Origin of the sequence: Halopseudomonas sp. (genome assembly GCF_047631575.1) — a bacterium.
Lineage (GTDB): Bacteria > Pseudomonadota > Gammaproteobacteria > Pseudomonadales > Pseudomonadaceae > Halopseudomonas.
On the sequence record NZ_JBLIAB010000003.1, the window covers coordinates 151,855 to 166,399 of the forward strand.

Here is a 14,545-nt window from a genome sequence, read left to right on the forward strand (position 1 = left end):
CGCCCCTGGGCCTTCGTTTTTTGAGCAGAAGGTGTCATGACAGCAACAAAGTGGTTAATAGCAGGCTGTGTCGTGCTGCTCACCGGATGTCACGTGTCAGACTCGGCTGTTCCGCGCCGGACTATGCCATTGGCGGTGGATGTGGCGCCCATGATCGGTGGCGATTGGTATGCGCCGCCGCTGGGAGTGACCTGGCAATGGCAACTGCAGGCCAGTGACGAGCAGCCGCTGAATACGGACTATGACGTTGCTCTGTATGGGCTCGACCTCTTTGACACGTCTGAAGCCACTATCAAGTCGCTCCAGGCTGAGGGTCGTAAGGTTATTTGCTACTTTTCCGCCGGCTCCCATGAGAGTTTTCGCGAGGATAAGGTCCGGTTTAACGACAACGAGCTAGGTCACCCACTCGTTGGCTGGCCCGACGAGCGCTGGCTGGATATACGTTCAGCCAATGTGCACCGCATTATGCAGGACCGGCTCGATCTAGCTGTTATTAAAGGCTGCGACGGCGTCGATCCGGATAATGTAGACGGTTACCTGAACGACTCCGGCTTTGACTTTACTGCCAGCGACCAGCTTGCCTACAACCGCTTTATTGCCAATGAAGCCCATCGACGCGGTCTGGCGGTTGGCCTGAAAAACGACCTTGAACAAATCCCTGTACTGGTCGATTATTACGATTTTTCGGTCAATGAGCAGTGCTTTCAATACGATGAGTGCGAGCTCTTGGCGCCCTTTATCGAGGCAGGCAAGCCAGTTTTGAATGCCGAATACCCGAAAGTGGGTGATATTCTCGCCCAGAACCCCGCGACAATGGCCCTGTGCGATACAGCCAATAGCTTGGAGTTCAGTACCCTGATCCTACCAGTGGGTTTGGACGATGCCTTTCGAATAGCCTGCCAGCCATCCAATGGACTGCCTCATGCCCCTGCCAGGACTGAAGAAAAACCATGACATCTGCCCTTCTGCGTATCGTTCGCACACCTCTCTCATTGATGGCTGCTCTCTTGCTTGCTGCTTGCGACGTTCCGTCATTAATGCCACCGGATGCCCGACTTCCTGACGGTAGTACCTATTCCGGCGAAATCCACGAAGGGCTTTTCCATGGTCAGGGTGTTCAACACTTTGCCAGTGGCATGATCTATAGCGGTCAGTTTCGCGATGGGTATTGGCAGGGCCAGGGTGAGCTTGAATCCCATGCAGGATGGCGTTACCAAGGCGAATTTCAGCAAGGAGTAATGGCGGGGCAGGGCGTATTCGAAGATGACACTATCCGGTATGAGGGTACCTTCAAGAACGATGAATTCAATGGTCAAGGCCGTTACGAAGTGAATGGCAGTGTCTATTTTGCTGAGTTCGTGGACGGCGATCCGGTCACCGGACAGCACGTGACGGACTACGGCGTCTATCACGGTGAGTTTCGTGACTGGCTATACCATGGCGAAGGTACCTACTCTTACGCCGATGCGCCCGACGGGGCAGGGAGCCTTTCGGGTATGTGGGAGTACGGCGACTATGTTGACGCCGACCAGCCCGCCCCGCTGGCCACAGCACAGCCTCTTACCGAGCAGATTCTGGCCGAGGACCGTCAACGTCTGAATGATCAGATCGCGGGTCTGGAGCTTGAGCGCCCCGGGGTCACCGATGCCTACTTTCTGGCAGTAGGAGGTGACGGTACCGAGTCCGTTTTCATGCGTGATATTCAGGTGGCCAAGGCAGGTCTGCAGAAACAGTTTGATGTGGAGAATCGCGCCATCATGCTGCTCAATCATCGGGACTACCAAACCTATCCTCTGGCTATCCGGCCCTCAATTGCCGCCGCCCTGAAGGCGCTGGATGAGCAGATGAACCCCGAGGAAGATCTGTTGGTCATTCATCTGGTCAGCCACGGCAGCCAGGATGGCCAGCTGTTGTTGCAGCAACCGGGAATGGATCTGCCAGACCTCTCGCCTGAGGACTTTGCGCAGATGCTCGAGCCGTTAAACGCTAGACATAAAGTGCTGGTAGTCTCTGCATGCTATTCAGGTCACTGGCTAAACGAAATGAAGGACAGCGATATATTGATCCTGGCCTCCGCCCGCGAAGATCGAACCTCATTTGGCTGTGGCGACGACTCGGAAATGACCTGGTTCACCAAGGCGGTGTATCAGAGCGTAGGCCTGTCATTTACCAATCCGGATGCCATGATCGCGCAGATCAACCAGCAAATACGCGTCTGGGAAGAAGAGATTGGCATGAAAGAAGAGAGTTGGTCTTATCCCCAGGCTCATCTTGGCGAGACTCTGCGGCAATGGTTGAGTCAGAGAGTGGCTAGCCAAGAGTAAAGATAAAGCTGGCGCGGAGGGAGCGCCGGTGCAGATACATAGGTAACCAGCTTCAGCCAAATCTTTTTTGAAACTTGAGTTACAGCGTCGCAGCGGTCCTGTATTGCCTAGGAGTACACAACATTACGATTTGGCCGTATCTATTAGTGCGGTACGGGAATACAGTAGATTTCCCCAGCGGCAACCCAGATCGCCGTTCAGAGTCTCTGAAATACAAGTCATTCAAACCTCCATCCTTGTCAAAGGATGGCCCCAAACGCCTGCGATAGATTCGTCTTTCGCCGGGCATGGCGTTAACGCCACATCATCGAGACATTATATGAACTGGCAGAATAATTCTGTTCGTTATGGCGTTTTATCGATCAGCTTGCATTGGCTGATGCTGTTGTTAATCGCCGCGGTGTATGCCTGCATGGAGCTGCGTTTTCTGGCTCCAAAGGGAAGCGACTTTCGTGAAGGTTTGAAGACCTGGCATTTCATGCTGGGTCTCTCGGTGCTCTTTTTGGTTATTTTGCGCTTGGCGATACGTTTTTATAACGGCCCAAAACCCCCCATTCTGCCGCGCCCGCCACAATGGCAGGAATGGCTTGCCAGAGGTTTTCATATCGCGCTTTATGCACTGATGTTCGGGATGCCGTTGGCAGGTTGGTTGATTCTCAGCTTCGGTGGCAAGCCGATTCCTTTTTTCGGGTTCGAGCTGCCGGCTCTTGTTGCGGAGAACAAGGACTTGTCCAAGTGGGTGAAGGATATCCACGAAACGGCGGCGGTTGTGGGCTATTACCTCATCGGCTTTCACGCCTCTGCATCGCTGGTCCATCACTACTTTTTTCGCGATAACACGTTGCGGCGTATGTTCTTTGGGAAAAACCCAGGATAATTTTCGCCTTAAAAGCTAACCGGTCACACAGGCACCTGCGCGGCGTTCAAGGATCGCCAGCGCATCCTCCAGGCGGCCGATGCCGCTGAGGCCGCCACTGGAGGCAAAGTCACTCGCAGCGGTCAGCTTTGGTCCCATGGAGCAGGCTGACAAGTTGAGATTGCGGGCTTCATCCAGAGTCAGGCTGAGAATTAGCGCTGCGGTGTCCTTATCGAAATCACGGTAAATTGCCGCCTCGTCAGTCAGCAGGAGCAAGGCGTCGGCGCCGAGTTGGCGCGCGAGCAGTGCACTGGCGGCGTCCTTGTCGATCACGGCTTCCACATCCATCAGGCTGCCGTCCTCACGGCGCAGAATGGGAACGCCACCACCGGCGCAAATAATCACGACGCCCTGAGCCAGCAACAGTTTGAGCACGCGCAGATCCGGAATTTCCAGGGGCTGGGGCGAAGGTACTACGCGCCGCCATTTATCGCCGTCCTGGGCTATATGCCAGCCGGCGGCTGTGGCTTTGCTTTCAGCTTCTGCCTTGTCGTACGTCGGCCCTACGAACTTTCTGGGATTGCTGAATGCCGGATCGTTCTTGTCTACCAGCACCTGAGTAAACAGAGTGGCCAATGGTCGATGGTGGTCCAGCGCATTTTCCAGTTCCTGCTCGATGATATAACCAATCATGCTATCGGTTTCAGCGCCTAATACGTCAAGCGGGTAGGCCTCTTCCGGTTTGTAGGCAGCGCCCTTTAAAGCTAACAGCCCTACCTGTGGTCCCTTGCCATGGGTGATGACCAGCTGGTGCCCGGCCGGAATGATCCAGGTCAGTGCGGCAACCAGAGCTATAAGCAGAAACAGAATGGTATAGGCTGTCGGGAACCGCGATGCCAGGTCTTCTTCAGGCTTGGACGAAGCTTGCTTATTGTTATCCACGTGGCGTCTCCGGGCGGGATGATTAAACTATCGATCCATCCCATCCCATCCCAGCCCAGCCTAGGCCACTCTTTTGGATAAAAATTGATCAGGATCAACCTAGCTGCAGGTTTTGAAGCGCTGCCATTGTAGTCTGCCGGCCAGACGCCTTGGCGGGCAGATTGTTTGTCGCAAACCTAGTCCAGATTATTCGTCTTGGCCCACTGCCCCTCAAAATAGCGGCAGCCACCGGCGTCAGTCAGCTGCAACAGATACAACCACTGATTATCCACCAGCCAGCGAACGTCATCGTGGGCGGCAACTATCTCTGCGATGGCCTGTTTAGGCGCATCCACGTAGACGCTCAGCCGCAAGGGTTGATGCATCCACTTCTGGCCATCGTGAATCGATTGATATGGCAGACCAATGCGCAGATCACCACCGTTACCTTCAAACACGCCGAGGTTGCCCCCTACGACGTTATGCAGCGTCTTGTTGCCCGAACCGTAGAGGTGGGGCTCGGTGACTGATGCGTTGTATTGCATGTTGATCCAGTTGGTCACCAGCATGGGCGCTGTAAGTATCTGGGTGAGTAATGCGAACGAGGGGTCATCCTGCCATTGGTAATCGTGCAGGAAACTCCGCCCAGCGAGGTCCAGGTGTCGAGTCCTTGCCCGAGCGGCCACTACAAAGCACGCGTTGTTGGCCAGGCCCCATTCCGGGCGCACTTGTGACCAGTCTTTGGCACGACGGGCAACTGCCCTGACAGCGGACTCTTTACTAATTCCCAGGTTGTATGATCTTTCCTTGGTACAGCCTATGCTGGCCATGGCTATCCACTGTTGGGCTTGAGCGCTTAGTTCGCCGGCCAGAATACGAATCTCATCGGTGGTGGTGTTATGTAGCGCAGGGATAAAAATGCAGGTTTCGGGGATGGTTAGCCCCTTGTCGGAGATAGCCTGCCGAATGTGGCTATCGTTCAACATCTGCGCCAGTAATCGTACATTGACCTCGCCCGTTTGCCCGCCGCAGGCGCCACAATCAAGCCCGGCAGCATGAGGGTTGTTCTGGCAATCGCTGCCATGCCCCACCAGTAGCACCTGGCTGGCCAGCACCTTGTCCAGACCTATGGCCTTGAGCACCCCTAACGCCAGCTCTGCCTGCTCTACGGTGGACAGGATTTGTCCATCCCTGTGCAGATGTAGCCGGTTGCCTGGCTTAACCGCGCTGGCCGAGGATCGCCAGCCGAAGGTGTTGCGCAAGAGGCCCAGCCCATAGGCAAGGCCCGACGATTCGACCAGGCTGAATCCGCCGTTCGGCGACTTGGCCAGAGCCAACCAGCGGCTGGTCAGGCTCGCTGCAGTGGGCTCTTGATACTGTTTGTCGGCGTCAGTGACCGCTAGCTGAGGGGCCAGTAACCCGGGTAATTGGGGGCGTTGGTAGGCGCCGCTATGATAAGCGATAGGCAAGCCAAAAAAGCCGGCGAAGCCGAATGTCTGGATGGTCGGATCCTGAATCTCAAGGGCCCGGCGCATGACTTCAGAGCGTGTGTCGATACAGAAGACTGCTTGCAAAGAGGGCGCAGACGCGTCAGTTGTTGGCTCTGAATCTTTATTCCAGGGCTCTATAAACTTGCTCTGCAGTCCCTGCTGAAAAAAGCGCTCGATTGCTAACTGCCAGCAATGAAGGTGCTCAGCATACGCCAGGTGTGCCGCGCGCTGATTTTTGGCATTGTCTATCTGACGCTTCCAGTCGGCTGCCACGCTGGTTTTTTTCTGACCAAGTTGGCGCCACAATACCAGCTCCCAGGCCAGGCGTGCGGCAAGCAGTTCCATGCTGCTGCTGTCGCTGGTCCCATTCAGTCCGGCCTGCCATGAGCGGTAGGCCGCGGTACTGGCCCAGCCGTTCAGGCTCAGTAAGAGGGCGTGGGCATAAGCGGCTTGCTGCTGTGGTGGCACCAATAGTTCCTCCATCGCCATGATCAATAGCGTGTCGGCCGAGTCGGGCAGTGCATCGAATTGACGAGTGAGACCAGGTTCTGCCATCAGAATGGAGAGACCTCGATCCTTGCGTACCTGCTTCAACCAGGCTTGATAAAAATCACTTTGTTGATCGACAAAATAACGCCCGGCAAACTGGCTTAGCTGATGTTGGACCTCATCGCGCCAGCTAATCTGACGTGTCAGATCACGATGACCGTCGAGCATCTGGTCAAGGTTCTGCCAAACGGCAGGCCGCACTGGGTTAGCGGCAACGAACTGGTCGATCGGGTTGTGCACGCCCTGTTCGGCCAGCACCTCGGCAATGATGGCGTTGGGAATACCCTGTGCGCGGTAATCGTCCGAATCCAGAAAGCAGCTTATGCCTCCCAGCCAGGATAATTCACCCGCTACCTCGGCCATCGGTCGGTGGCGCATGGCCCACCAGGGATTGACCGCGATCAGTTGATCCAGTGGCCAATTGGGTGCAATCCGGCCACAGGCCTCACTGGCAGCATCCAGAACTGATGTTGACGGGACGATGTTTTCTGCGGTCATGATCATGAGCGAGTCTCCTGAGCCAGTGCGTGGTTGATCAGTGGGAAGGGCTTGGGCAGTCGCGCGGGCCAGAGTGCCAGGGTGAGCCGGGTGGCCCACTCATCCAGATAAAGCCCGGCATACAGGGTGCGATAGAGATCCTGATGCAGCGCGGTGTTGCGACCGAACATCACCAGCCAGCCACCGGCACCAAGCGCCAGGATGGCGACTGCGGTCCATACCAGTGCCCAGGTATCCGCGGGGCTACCAGTAAGAATCATCTGAGTCTCGACCAGGGCCTTTAGACCCAAGTGCAGCGAGACCAGAGTGACAATCATGCCAAGTGACATCAGCCAGCCGCGGCGGCGCCATAGAGTGCCGAAGCCGACGCTGTAGAGTCCCAGTAGTAACCACTGCGCAGCCGTGATCTGCAGCGTCAGTATCTGCGCGAGATAAATATAGGCTGCCAGTGCTGCAAAACTGCCCAGCGCAGCATGACGCAGTTTCAGACCTTTACCTGGCGCCATTCGAGACACTACGAACTCCTCTACCCGGCTTCCGGAATTCAGGAAGGAATAGGCTTTGTAGCAAGAGTGCGCGACCAGATGCAGCACCGCTAGAGCGTACAGGCCAAGGCCGATTTGCATCAGCATGAGGGCCATTTGGGCGACTGTTGACCATGCCAGACGGATCTTCACGCTTATGCGCGTGACCGCGACCAGCCCAGCCAGCACCAAGGTGATACCCGCGACCAGTAATAGAAGCCCGGTCGCGGCTGCTGCCAGTTCCAGCATACCAGCCAGGCGCAGGAGCAGAAAACCACCCAGGTTGACCACGCCGGCATGCAGTAGCGCTGACACCGGAGTTGGCGCTTCGACTACCTGAATCAGCCAGCCATGGAACGGCATCTGGGCACATTTGAGCAGGGCGACCAGAACAATTAACAGTGCGGCGAACTGCATCGACACTGGCAGCACCTGCTGGGTTTGCCAGATATCGCCTAAAGTACTTATGGAGAGGGTCTTGTACTGCCAGTAGATTATTGCAATGGCGCTCAGCAGGGCGACATCGGCTAAGCGCGCAAAAACAAATTTCTTGTGGGCAGCCAGGGCTGCTCGGGGTCGTTCAGGATAAAACAGCAGCAATTGATGGAGTGTCAGGCTGATTGCTACCCAGGCGACCCACAACAAGAGCAGATTATCCGCCAGAACAACGACGGTCACGCTGGCCAGTAATGCGTTGAGCCAGCGATAGAAGCGCGGTTGTCCTGGGTCACCTGCCAGGTATTGCTCGCTGAATCGGCTGACAATCCAGCCGATACTCGCCACGAGCAGCAACATGATCATTTGCACTGGGGCCAGAGCAAAATCGAAGAGCCCGAAACCGTCAACGAGGGTGACTATCAGCGCGAGCAGTAAAGCGATCAGAGCACTCATACTGCGACTCCCTCGCAACATGGCTGCTGCGTAGGCAAGGGGCACTGCAAAAACAGCAAAAGCGGCTACAGATTCCATACGATATCCTCCCAGTGGTCTGTAGAGAGTATCGGCGCCTCTATTCATTCTGTGAAATTCATTATAAGGATGCTATCGTTCTATTTTTTAGAACAGAATAGCCATGAGCCGACTTAATTATCATCATCTTTATTACTTCTGGCAGGTCGCCGTCACCGGCAATCTCACGCGTACCGCTGAACAGTTGCATATTTCCCAGTCAGCGTTGTCCACCCAGATCCGCAACTTGGAGGACAACCTTGAGTGTCAACTCTTTGATCGCGAAGGGCGCAAGCTTGTGCTCACTGAAGCTGGCCAGCGGGCGATGCAGTTCGCCGAAGATATATTCCATCGGGGTGCAGAGCTTGAGTCCCTACTTCGCCTTGGCGTCAGCTCCGCCAACAAACGCTTGCGCATTGGAACCACCAGCCACATGTCGCGAAACTTTATCGAGGAGTTCATCGGCCCGGCGATGCAGGACGCCGAGGCCAGCGTGTCACTGGTGTCAGATAACCAGAACAAGTTAGTGGATGATTTGACCCGACATGAGCTTGATGTCGTTCTGACCAACGCCAACGTTGAGATCAGTGATAATCAGGCGTGGCAAATCCAGCTATTGTCCAGGCAGCCGGTGGCGATTGTCTGCCCGCCCGCATTGGCGACGGCGGATCTCAAGGCGCATTCCTGGGTGCTTCCGTCGCGTAAACACGCCATCCGTGGTGAGTTTGATGCCTTTTGTCTGCGACGTGGCTTCAGTCCTACACTCAAGGCAGAAGTAGACGACATGGCTATGCTGCGACTGATGGCCAGGGACAGTCAGGCCTTTGCAGTCCTTCCCCGCGTTGTGGCCAAGGACGAGCTTGCGACCGGCAGACTGGTGGAGCGCGAGGCATTGACCGGCGTTTATGAGCGGTTCTATGCCATTACTGTCGAACGGATTTTCAAGCCGGAGTTATTGGACGTGCTGTTAGCCGGATACGACTAAGCTGGTGGTGTGCTCATGCTGATCCGAATATTGGAGGGTAAATGTACAAGCTGTGTTTTTACGTACCAGAGAGTCACCTTGATGCGGTAAAAGCGTCAGTATTTGCCGCTGGTGCAGGGCAAATCGGTGATTATGATCAATGTTGCTGGCAGATCAGCGGCCAAGGGCAATTCCGTCCTTTGCCCGGCAGCCAGCCGTTTATGGGAGAGACGGGAGTGCTCGAAATAGTCGAGGAGTACCGGGTGGAGATGGTCTGCGCCGATAACAGAATCAAGGACGCTGTTGCGGCTCTAAAAAGTGCCCACCCTTATGAAGAGCCGGCGTTCGATTGTTGGTTGTTGAGTCCAATACTTGGACAATGACGAGCAGGACGTTCAAGACGTTTGATACGGTTCAGGGTTTTATTTCTACTAAAGTGCCGTCCGGTACCAACTCCCACAGTGCGCGCATTTCCTGATTGGTCAGTGCGATACAGCCATTTGTCCAGTCTAGGCCTTCGAAGTACCACTCGGGATACTCCTCATCAATCGGCGTGCCATGGATCATGATCATACCACCGGGATCGACCCCTCTTTTATAGGCGGAGGTCTTATCCTTCAAGTTGGGATAATCCAGATGCATGCCGAGGTTGAAATCGGCACTCTTGTGACGCCAGTCAATAGTGTAGATGCCCTCCGGTGTGCGCTGGTCTCCGACCTCTTGCTTGTGCCCCACCGGTTGACGGCCCAAGGCCACGCGATAAGTGCGGATAATCTCGCCGCCACTGATGATGTCAAGCCGACGTTCCTGTTTGAGTATCAACACTTTGTCGATTCTGGCCCCATCTGCTTGAGCTGCGCCAGAGACGGATATCGCGCCTAGCAAGGCTAGCAGAAGGAGTGCGTGCAGGCACATCAGCTGTTCCTGCGTGACTGTCCAGGTTGATAAAGGATGTCGTGGGTACGAAACGGATAATGACTGTGCTGGCGGTCGTGGAAATATTGCTTGAGCGTCTTGCCAACGGTTGGAAAAGCCAGTTCATCCCAAGGGATTTCCCCTTCGGAAAAGAGTCTGACTTCCAGGCTTTCTTCGCCTGCTGCGAAAGCTCGATCGATCAGGTTGCCACGAAAAAACATGTACACCTGGTTGATGTGCGGAAGGTTGAACAGCATGTACAGTTCCTGTTCACTGACTCGTGCCTGGGCTTCCTCCCAGGTTTCGCGCAATGCGGCTTCTTCTGTGGTTTCGCCGTTTTCCATATAGCCAGCAGGCAGAGTCCAGAATCCCATGCGGGGCTCGATTGCGCGACGGCAAAGGAGGATCTGCTCTTCGTGAATCACCAAACAGCCGGCGACAATACGCGGATTCTGGTAATGGATGGTATCGCAGTGATCGCAAACGAACCTCGAACGGTTGTCACCGTCGGGGATGCGCTGGCTGACCTGCTGACCGCAGTCGCTACAGAATTTCATTGTTTACTATCTCTATGTCCAATTCGTTTTGTCTTATCTTGCGGCGCATTTGCCTGTTGGGCAACTGGTTCTACGTAAGTGATCATGACATCATTACTAAAACGACGGAGGTGAACTGAATGCTGGACAAGATGCGCCTGCGGGTAGGCGAACATCGCCCGCGGGAGATCGAAGCGGCAGGCTTGCCGGAAGCGGGGGTGTTGATCCCGGTGACCTGTGTGCAAGATCGGCCCGAGATCATCCTGACCGTCCGCTCCCAGCGCCTGTCCACTCACTCCGGTGAGGTCGCATTTCCGGGTGGGCGTCGGGACCCGGGTGACGTTGACCTGCAATACACTGCCTTGCGTGAGACCCATGAAGAGATAGGCCTGTTGCCGGAACTGGTTGACGTGCTTGGCCCGCTTGGTTCTCTGGTGTCGCGCTATGGCATCAAAGTTACCCCTTTTGTCGGTATCGTGCCGGATGTCTTCGACCTGGTACCCAACAGCGGCGAAATTGAAACCGTATTTAGGGTGCCGGTGAGTTTCTTTCTCGAGGATCGGCGCGAGATGACCCATCGGATAGATTACGAAGGGCGCAGTTGGTATGTTCCCAGCTATCGTTACGAAGGCCACAAGATTTGGGGGTTGACGGCCTTGATGCTGGTGGAGTTCGTCAATCTGGCGTTCGATGCCGAAATACAATTGCACACCCCTTACGACGAAGATCGCAAGCAGGAGAGAAAATGAAATACAGCCTGGGTAACGACCGAGTAGAAATGGCGGACGATGCGTGGATCGCTGATTCCGCCGCTGTGGTCGGCAAGGTTCGGCTCGAAGCTGGCGCGAATGTCTGGTTTGGCGCGGTGCTGCGCGGCGACAATGAGTTGATTCTGATTGGCGAGCACAGCAACGTGCAGGATGGTGCCGTCATGCACACTGATATGGGTTATCCGTTGACGCTGGGCAAGGGCGTAACCGTGGGTCATAACGCGATGTTACATGGCTGCACTGTGGGTGATTACAGTCTGGTGGGTATCGGCGCTGTGGTGCTTAACGGTGCGAAGATCGGCAAGCACTGCATCATTGGCGCCAACACGCTGATTGGCGAAGGCAAGGAGATTCCCGATGGTTCGCTGGTGGTGGGTTCTCCCGGCAAAGTAGTGCGGGAGCTGAACGAGCAGCAGAAGAAGATGCTCGAGGCGAGTGCCGCGCATTACGTGCACAATGCCAAGCGCTATCAGCGCGATCTTAAGCCTCAGGACGACTGATGTCGGGCGAAGTAGTTGCTTCTCCCTGTGTTGGCGTGTGCGCGCTGGACGAGCAGGACATTTGCACCGGTTGCCAGCGCAGCGGGATTGAAATCACGCAATGGGCACGCATGAGCGAGTCCCGGCGCCGAGAGGTGCTTGGCCTGTGTCAGGCACGCGCTCAGTCGCAGGGTCTCTGGTTTTCTACTACGCCGGATAACGGGTTACAGACATGAGCCAGATAGGAACGCCAGGCACGCAGAGCGCTATGCGCGTATTGCTCTTGGGAGCGGGAGAGCTAGGCAAGGAACTGGTCATTGAGTTGCAGCGACTCGGCTGTGAGACGATAGCTGTTGATCGCTATGAAAATGCACCTGCGATGCAGGTCGCCCATCGTAGTCACGTCGTCAGCATGCTTGATGGCGAGGCCTTGCGAGCGGTGATCGAGATCGAACAACCGGATTACATCGTGCCGGAAATTGAAGCGATCGCCACTCAGACCCTGCTCGACATGGAGCGGGAGGGCTATACGGTGATTCCGACTGCACGTGCGGCGTGGCTGACCATGGACCGTGTAGGCATACGACGGCTAGCTGCCGAGGAGCTGGGTCTGCCTACCTCCGATTATCGATTTGCCGAAACGCCCGAGCAATATCGGGCGGCAATCAATGAAGTCGGTCTGCCCTGCGTAGTCAAGCCGGCGATGAGTTCCTCAGGTAAGGGACAGACGCTGGTACGCGCCCACGAAGAGGTTCAGGCCGCCTGGGATCATGCCCAGTCCGGCGGCCGTGCAGGTAGCGGCCGGGTCATCGTCGAGGGGCTGGTCGAATTTGATTACGAAATCACTTTGTTAACGGTGAGACACGTCGACGGCACCCTGTTCTGTGACCCCATCGGTCATCGTCAAGCCGGGGGTGACTACCGGGAATCATGGCAGCCGCAGGCCATGAGTGACGAGGCAATGGCCGAGTCCAAGCGTATCGCTTTAGCTATTACTGAAGCCCTGGGCGGGCGCGGCGTATTCGGTGTCGAGTTGTTCGTGAAGGGGAATCAGGTCTGGTTCAATGAAGTCTCACCCAGACCGCACGATACTGGAATGGTCACGATGATTTCTCAGGATTTGTCCCAGTTTGCCTTGCACGCTCGGGCTATCGTTGGGCTACCCATCCCGGCGGTGCGGCAAATGGGACCCTGTGCTTCGGCGGTGCTGATGGTGGAGGGTGAGTCCAGTGCGGTGAGTTTCTGTAATTTGCATCAGGCGCTCAAGCAACCTGATACCCAATTACGCCTGTTCGGTAAGCCGGATGTGAGCGGTCAGCGCCGAATGGGTGTCGCACTGGCCCGTGACGTAGATGTTACCTTGGCGCGGGCAAAGGCCATGGCGGTTATCGAGGCGATAGACGTCCAGCTGTGAGCCGGCGGTGGCGCGCTTTCCATTGGGTTAGCGCGCGTCGTCGTCCTCGGACTCAATCTCGGGTAGCGGGCCCTCCATGTCGAGGGCTCGGTCCCAGACTTTCACGCTCTTGACCATGTTGTCCTTGGTTTGCAGGATTTCCATACGATAAGAGCCTACCGTCAGACACACACTGGTTTCGGGAATGCTCTCGAGTTGCTCGGTAATCAAGCCGTTCAATGTCTTCGGGCCGTCAGCGGGCAACTTCCACTTCAACTGACGGTTGATCGCCCGGATGGCGCTGCCGCCTTCAATCACGAAGCGGCCGTCGTTTTGGGGGTGAATATCCTGACTGGGCAGGAGCATGTCGCTGGTGAATTCACCCACGATTTCCTCGAGAATATCTTCCAGGGTAACCAGTCCGATAACGTCGCCGTATTCGTCCACTACGATCGCAATGCGCCGTTTCTGCTTCTGAAAGTTGAACAACTGAGTATGCAGCGGCGTACTTTCGGGGACGAAGTAGGGCTCCTTGCAGACGCTGGTCAGGTTTTCCTTGGTCAAATCGCCGCGGCTGAGCAGTCGGGCGATGGAGCGCATATGGACGATGCCGGTTACATTGTTGATGTCGCCCTGGAAGACGGGAAGACGGGTATGGTGGCAGGTACGTAGCTGACTATTGATGCTTGAAAGGCTGTCTTCGAGGTCAATGCCGATTGCTTCGTTGCGCGGAATCATGATGTCGTTGACAGTCATTTTTTCCAGATCGAGGATGCCCAACAACATATTCTGACGGCTGCGGGTGATACCCAGACCAGCCTCGCGCACTACCGTACGCAGTTCCTCGACACTCAACTGATCCCCTGCATCGGCGGATACGTTGACGCCTAGCAGACGCAACAGTTGATTGCTGATACTGCCGCAGACCCAGACCACCGGATACAGCACCTTCTGCAGTATCTGCAATATGATGCTGACGGGGAAGGCGATGAGCTCCGGGCGCAGGGCGGCCAGGGTTTTGGGTGTGATTTCGCCGAAGATCAGAATGATAATGGTCAGGCCGATGGTGGCGATGGCAATCCCCGCTTCACCCCAGATCTGCACGGCTACGACTGTCGCTATCGAAGCAGCAAGAATGTTGACAATATTATTACCGACCAGGATCGTGCCCAATAAGCGATCCGGGCGTTCAAGGAGACGCGAGGCTCGCCGCGCTCCTTTATGTCCTTCCTTGCTGAGATGTTTGAGACGATACCGGTTGAGACTCATCATGCTGGTTTCTGAGCTCGAGAAGAACGCGGACAGGACGATCAGCACGCAGAGAATTATCAGCAGAAGAGTGGTGTGCGAGTCGTTCAAGGGATGGCCTCAAGGACAA

General features: G+C 55.8%; 15 protein-coding genes. 9 read left to right on the forward strand and 6 right to left on the reverse strand.

Features of this window, described 5'->3' with window-relative positions; genetic code table 11:
- Positions 1-36: 36 nt before the first annotated feature.
- The 3 genes from ACJAXR_RS07455 (at position 37) to ACJAXR_RS07465 (ending at position 3,201) form a co-directional block, all read left to right on the forward strand.
- A complete protein-coding gene (locus ACJAXR_RS07455; RefSeq protein ID WP_415057628.1) occupies positions 37-954 on the forward strand; it encodes an endo alpha-1,4 polygalactosaminidase in 918 nt (305 codons plus the stop codon).
- Positions 951-2,324: a C13 family peptidase gene (locus ACJAXR_RS07460; protein WP_415057629.1), complete on the forward strand. Its 1,374-nt coding sequence runs from the start codon at positions 951-953 to the stop codon at positions 2,322-2,324. The genes ACJAXR_RS07455 and ACJAXR_RS07460 overlap by 4 nt, the downstream gene beginning before the upstream one ends.
- 319 nt (positions 2,325-2,643) lie before the next feature.
- Positions 2,644-3,201: a cytochrome b gene (locus ACJAXR_RS07465; protein WP_415057630.1), complete on the forward strand. Its 558-nt coding sequence runs from the start codon at positions 2,644-2,646 to the stop codon at positions 3,199-3,201.
- A 15-nt stretch (positions 3,202-3,216) separates the two neighbouring features.
- Here ACJAXR_RS07465 and ACJAXR_RS07470 read toward each other — a convergent pair whose 3' ends face one another.
- The 3 genes from ACJAXR_RS07470 to ACJAXR_RS07480 all read right to left on the reverse strand — a co-directional run bounded on the left by ACJAXR_RS07470 (position 3,217) and on the right by ACJAXR_RS07480 (position 8,131).
- Positions 3,217-4,122 carry a carbamate kinase gene (locus ACJAXR_RS07470; RefSeq protein WP_415057631.1) on the reverse strand — a complete coding sequence of 302 codons (906 nt, stop codon included), beginning with the start codon at positions 4,120-4,122 and terminating at the stop codon, positions 3,217-3,219.
- A gap of 176 nt (positions 4,123-4,298) precedes the next feature.
- On the reverse strand, positions 4,299-6,644 hold the full coding sequence (locus ACJAXR_RS07475) for a YbcC family protein (protein ID WP_415057632.1): 2,346 nt from the start codon (positions 6,642-6,644) through the stop codon (positions 4,299-4,301).
- Complete coding sequence (locus ACJAXR_RS07480) at positions 6,641-8,131, reverse strand: NADH-quinone oxidoreductase subunit L (RefSeq protein WP_415057633.1); 1,491 nt, start codon at positions 8,129-8,131, stop codon at positions 6,641-6,643. Before ACJAXR_RS07480 ends, ACJAXR_RS07475 begins: the two co-directional genes overlap by 4 nt.
- Positions 8,132-8,234: 103 nt before the next feature.
- On the opposite strand from ACJAXR_RS07480, the gene ACJAXR_RS07485 reads away from it, so the two are divergent.
- Together ACJAXR_RS07485 and ACJAXR_RS07490 are read left to right on the forward strand one after the other, a co-directional pair.
- A complete protein-coding gene (locus tag ACJAXR_RS07485; RefSeq protein ID WP_415057634.1) occupies positions 8,235-9,095 on the forward strand; it encodes a LysR family transcriptional regulator in 861 nt (286 codons plus the stop codon).
- 41 nt (positions 9,096-9,136) lie between these two features.
- Positions 9,137-9,457: an NGG1p interacting factor NIF3 gene (locus ACJAXR_RS07490; protein ID WP_415057635.1), complete on the forward strand. Its 321-nt coding sequence runs from the start codon at positions 9,137-9,139 to the stop codon at positions 9,455-9,457.
- A gap of 31 nt (positions 9,458-9,488) precedes the next feature.
- Here the strand turns inward: ACJAXR_RS07490 and ACJAXR_RS07495 are convergent, their stop codons facing one another.
- Both ACJAXR_RS07495 and ACJAXR_RS07500 read right to left on the reverse strand, forming a co-directional pair.
- Positions 9,489-9,989: a L,D-transpeptidase family protein gene (locus tag ACJAXR_RS07495; protein ID WP_415057636.1), complete on the reverse strand. Its 501-nt coding sequence runs from the start codon at positions 9,987-9,989 to the stop codon at positions 9,489-9,491.
- The gene (locus ACJAXR_RS07500) at positions 9,989-10,546 is read right to left on the reverse strand and encodes an NUDIX hydrolase (protein WP_415057637.1); all 558 of its coding nucleotides are present in this window, start codon (positions 10,544-10,546) and stop codon (positions 9,989-9,991) included. Before ACJAXR_RS07500 ends, ACJAXR_RS07495 begins: the two co-directional genes overlap by 1 nt.
- 119 nt (positions 10,547-10,665) lie before the next feature.
- Here ACJAXR_RS07500 and ACJAXR_RS07505 point away from each other — a divergent pair, with 119 nt between their 5' ends.
- From ACJAXR_RS07505 to purT, 4 genes are read left to right on the forward strand one after another with little or no spacing between them, the layout of a single operon-like run.
- Positions 10,666-11,274: an NUDIX hydrolase gene (locus ACJAXR_RS07505; protein WP_415057638.1), complete on the forward strand. Its 609-nt coding sequence runs from the start codon at positions 10,666-10,668 to the stop codon at positions 11,272-11,274.
- A complete protein-coding gene (locus tag ACJAXR_RS07510; RefSeq protein ID WP_415057639.1) occupies positions 11,271-11,795 on the forward strand; it encodes a gamma carbonic anhydrase family protein in 525 nt (174 codons plus the stop codon). Before ACJAXR_RS07505 ends, ACJAXR_RS07510 begins: the two co-directional genes overlap by 4 nt.
- Entirely contained in the window at positions 11,795-12,010 is a 216-nt protein-coding gene (locus ACJAXR_RS07515; RefSeq protein WP_415057640.1) for a DUF1289 domain-containing protein, read from the forward strand. Before ACJAXR_RS07510 ends, ACJAXR_RS07515 begins: the two co-directional genes overlap by 1 nt.
- Complete coding sequence (gene purT / locus ACJAXR_RS07520; protein ID WP_415057641.1) at positions 12,007-13,188, forward strand: formate-dependent phosphoribosylglycinamide formyltransferase; 1,182 nt, start codon at positions 12,007-12,009, stop codon at positions 13,186-13,188. The genes ACJAXR_RS07515 and purT overlap by 4 nt, the downstream gene beginning before the upstream one ends.
- A gap of 27 nt (positions 13,189-13,215) precedes the next feature.
- Here the strand turns inward: purT and ACJAXR_RS07525 are convergent, their stop codons facing one another.
- Positions 13,216-14,526, reverse strand: a complete 1,311-nt coding sequence (locus ACJAXR_RS07525; protein ID WP_415057642.1) for an HlyC/CorC family transporter — start codon at positions 14,524-14,526, stop codon at positions 13,216-13,218.
- Between the last annotated feature and the right edge of the window lie 19 nt (positions 14,527-14,545).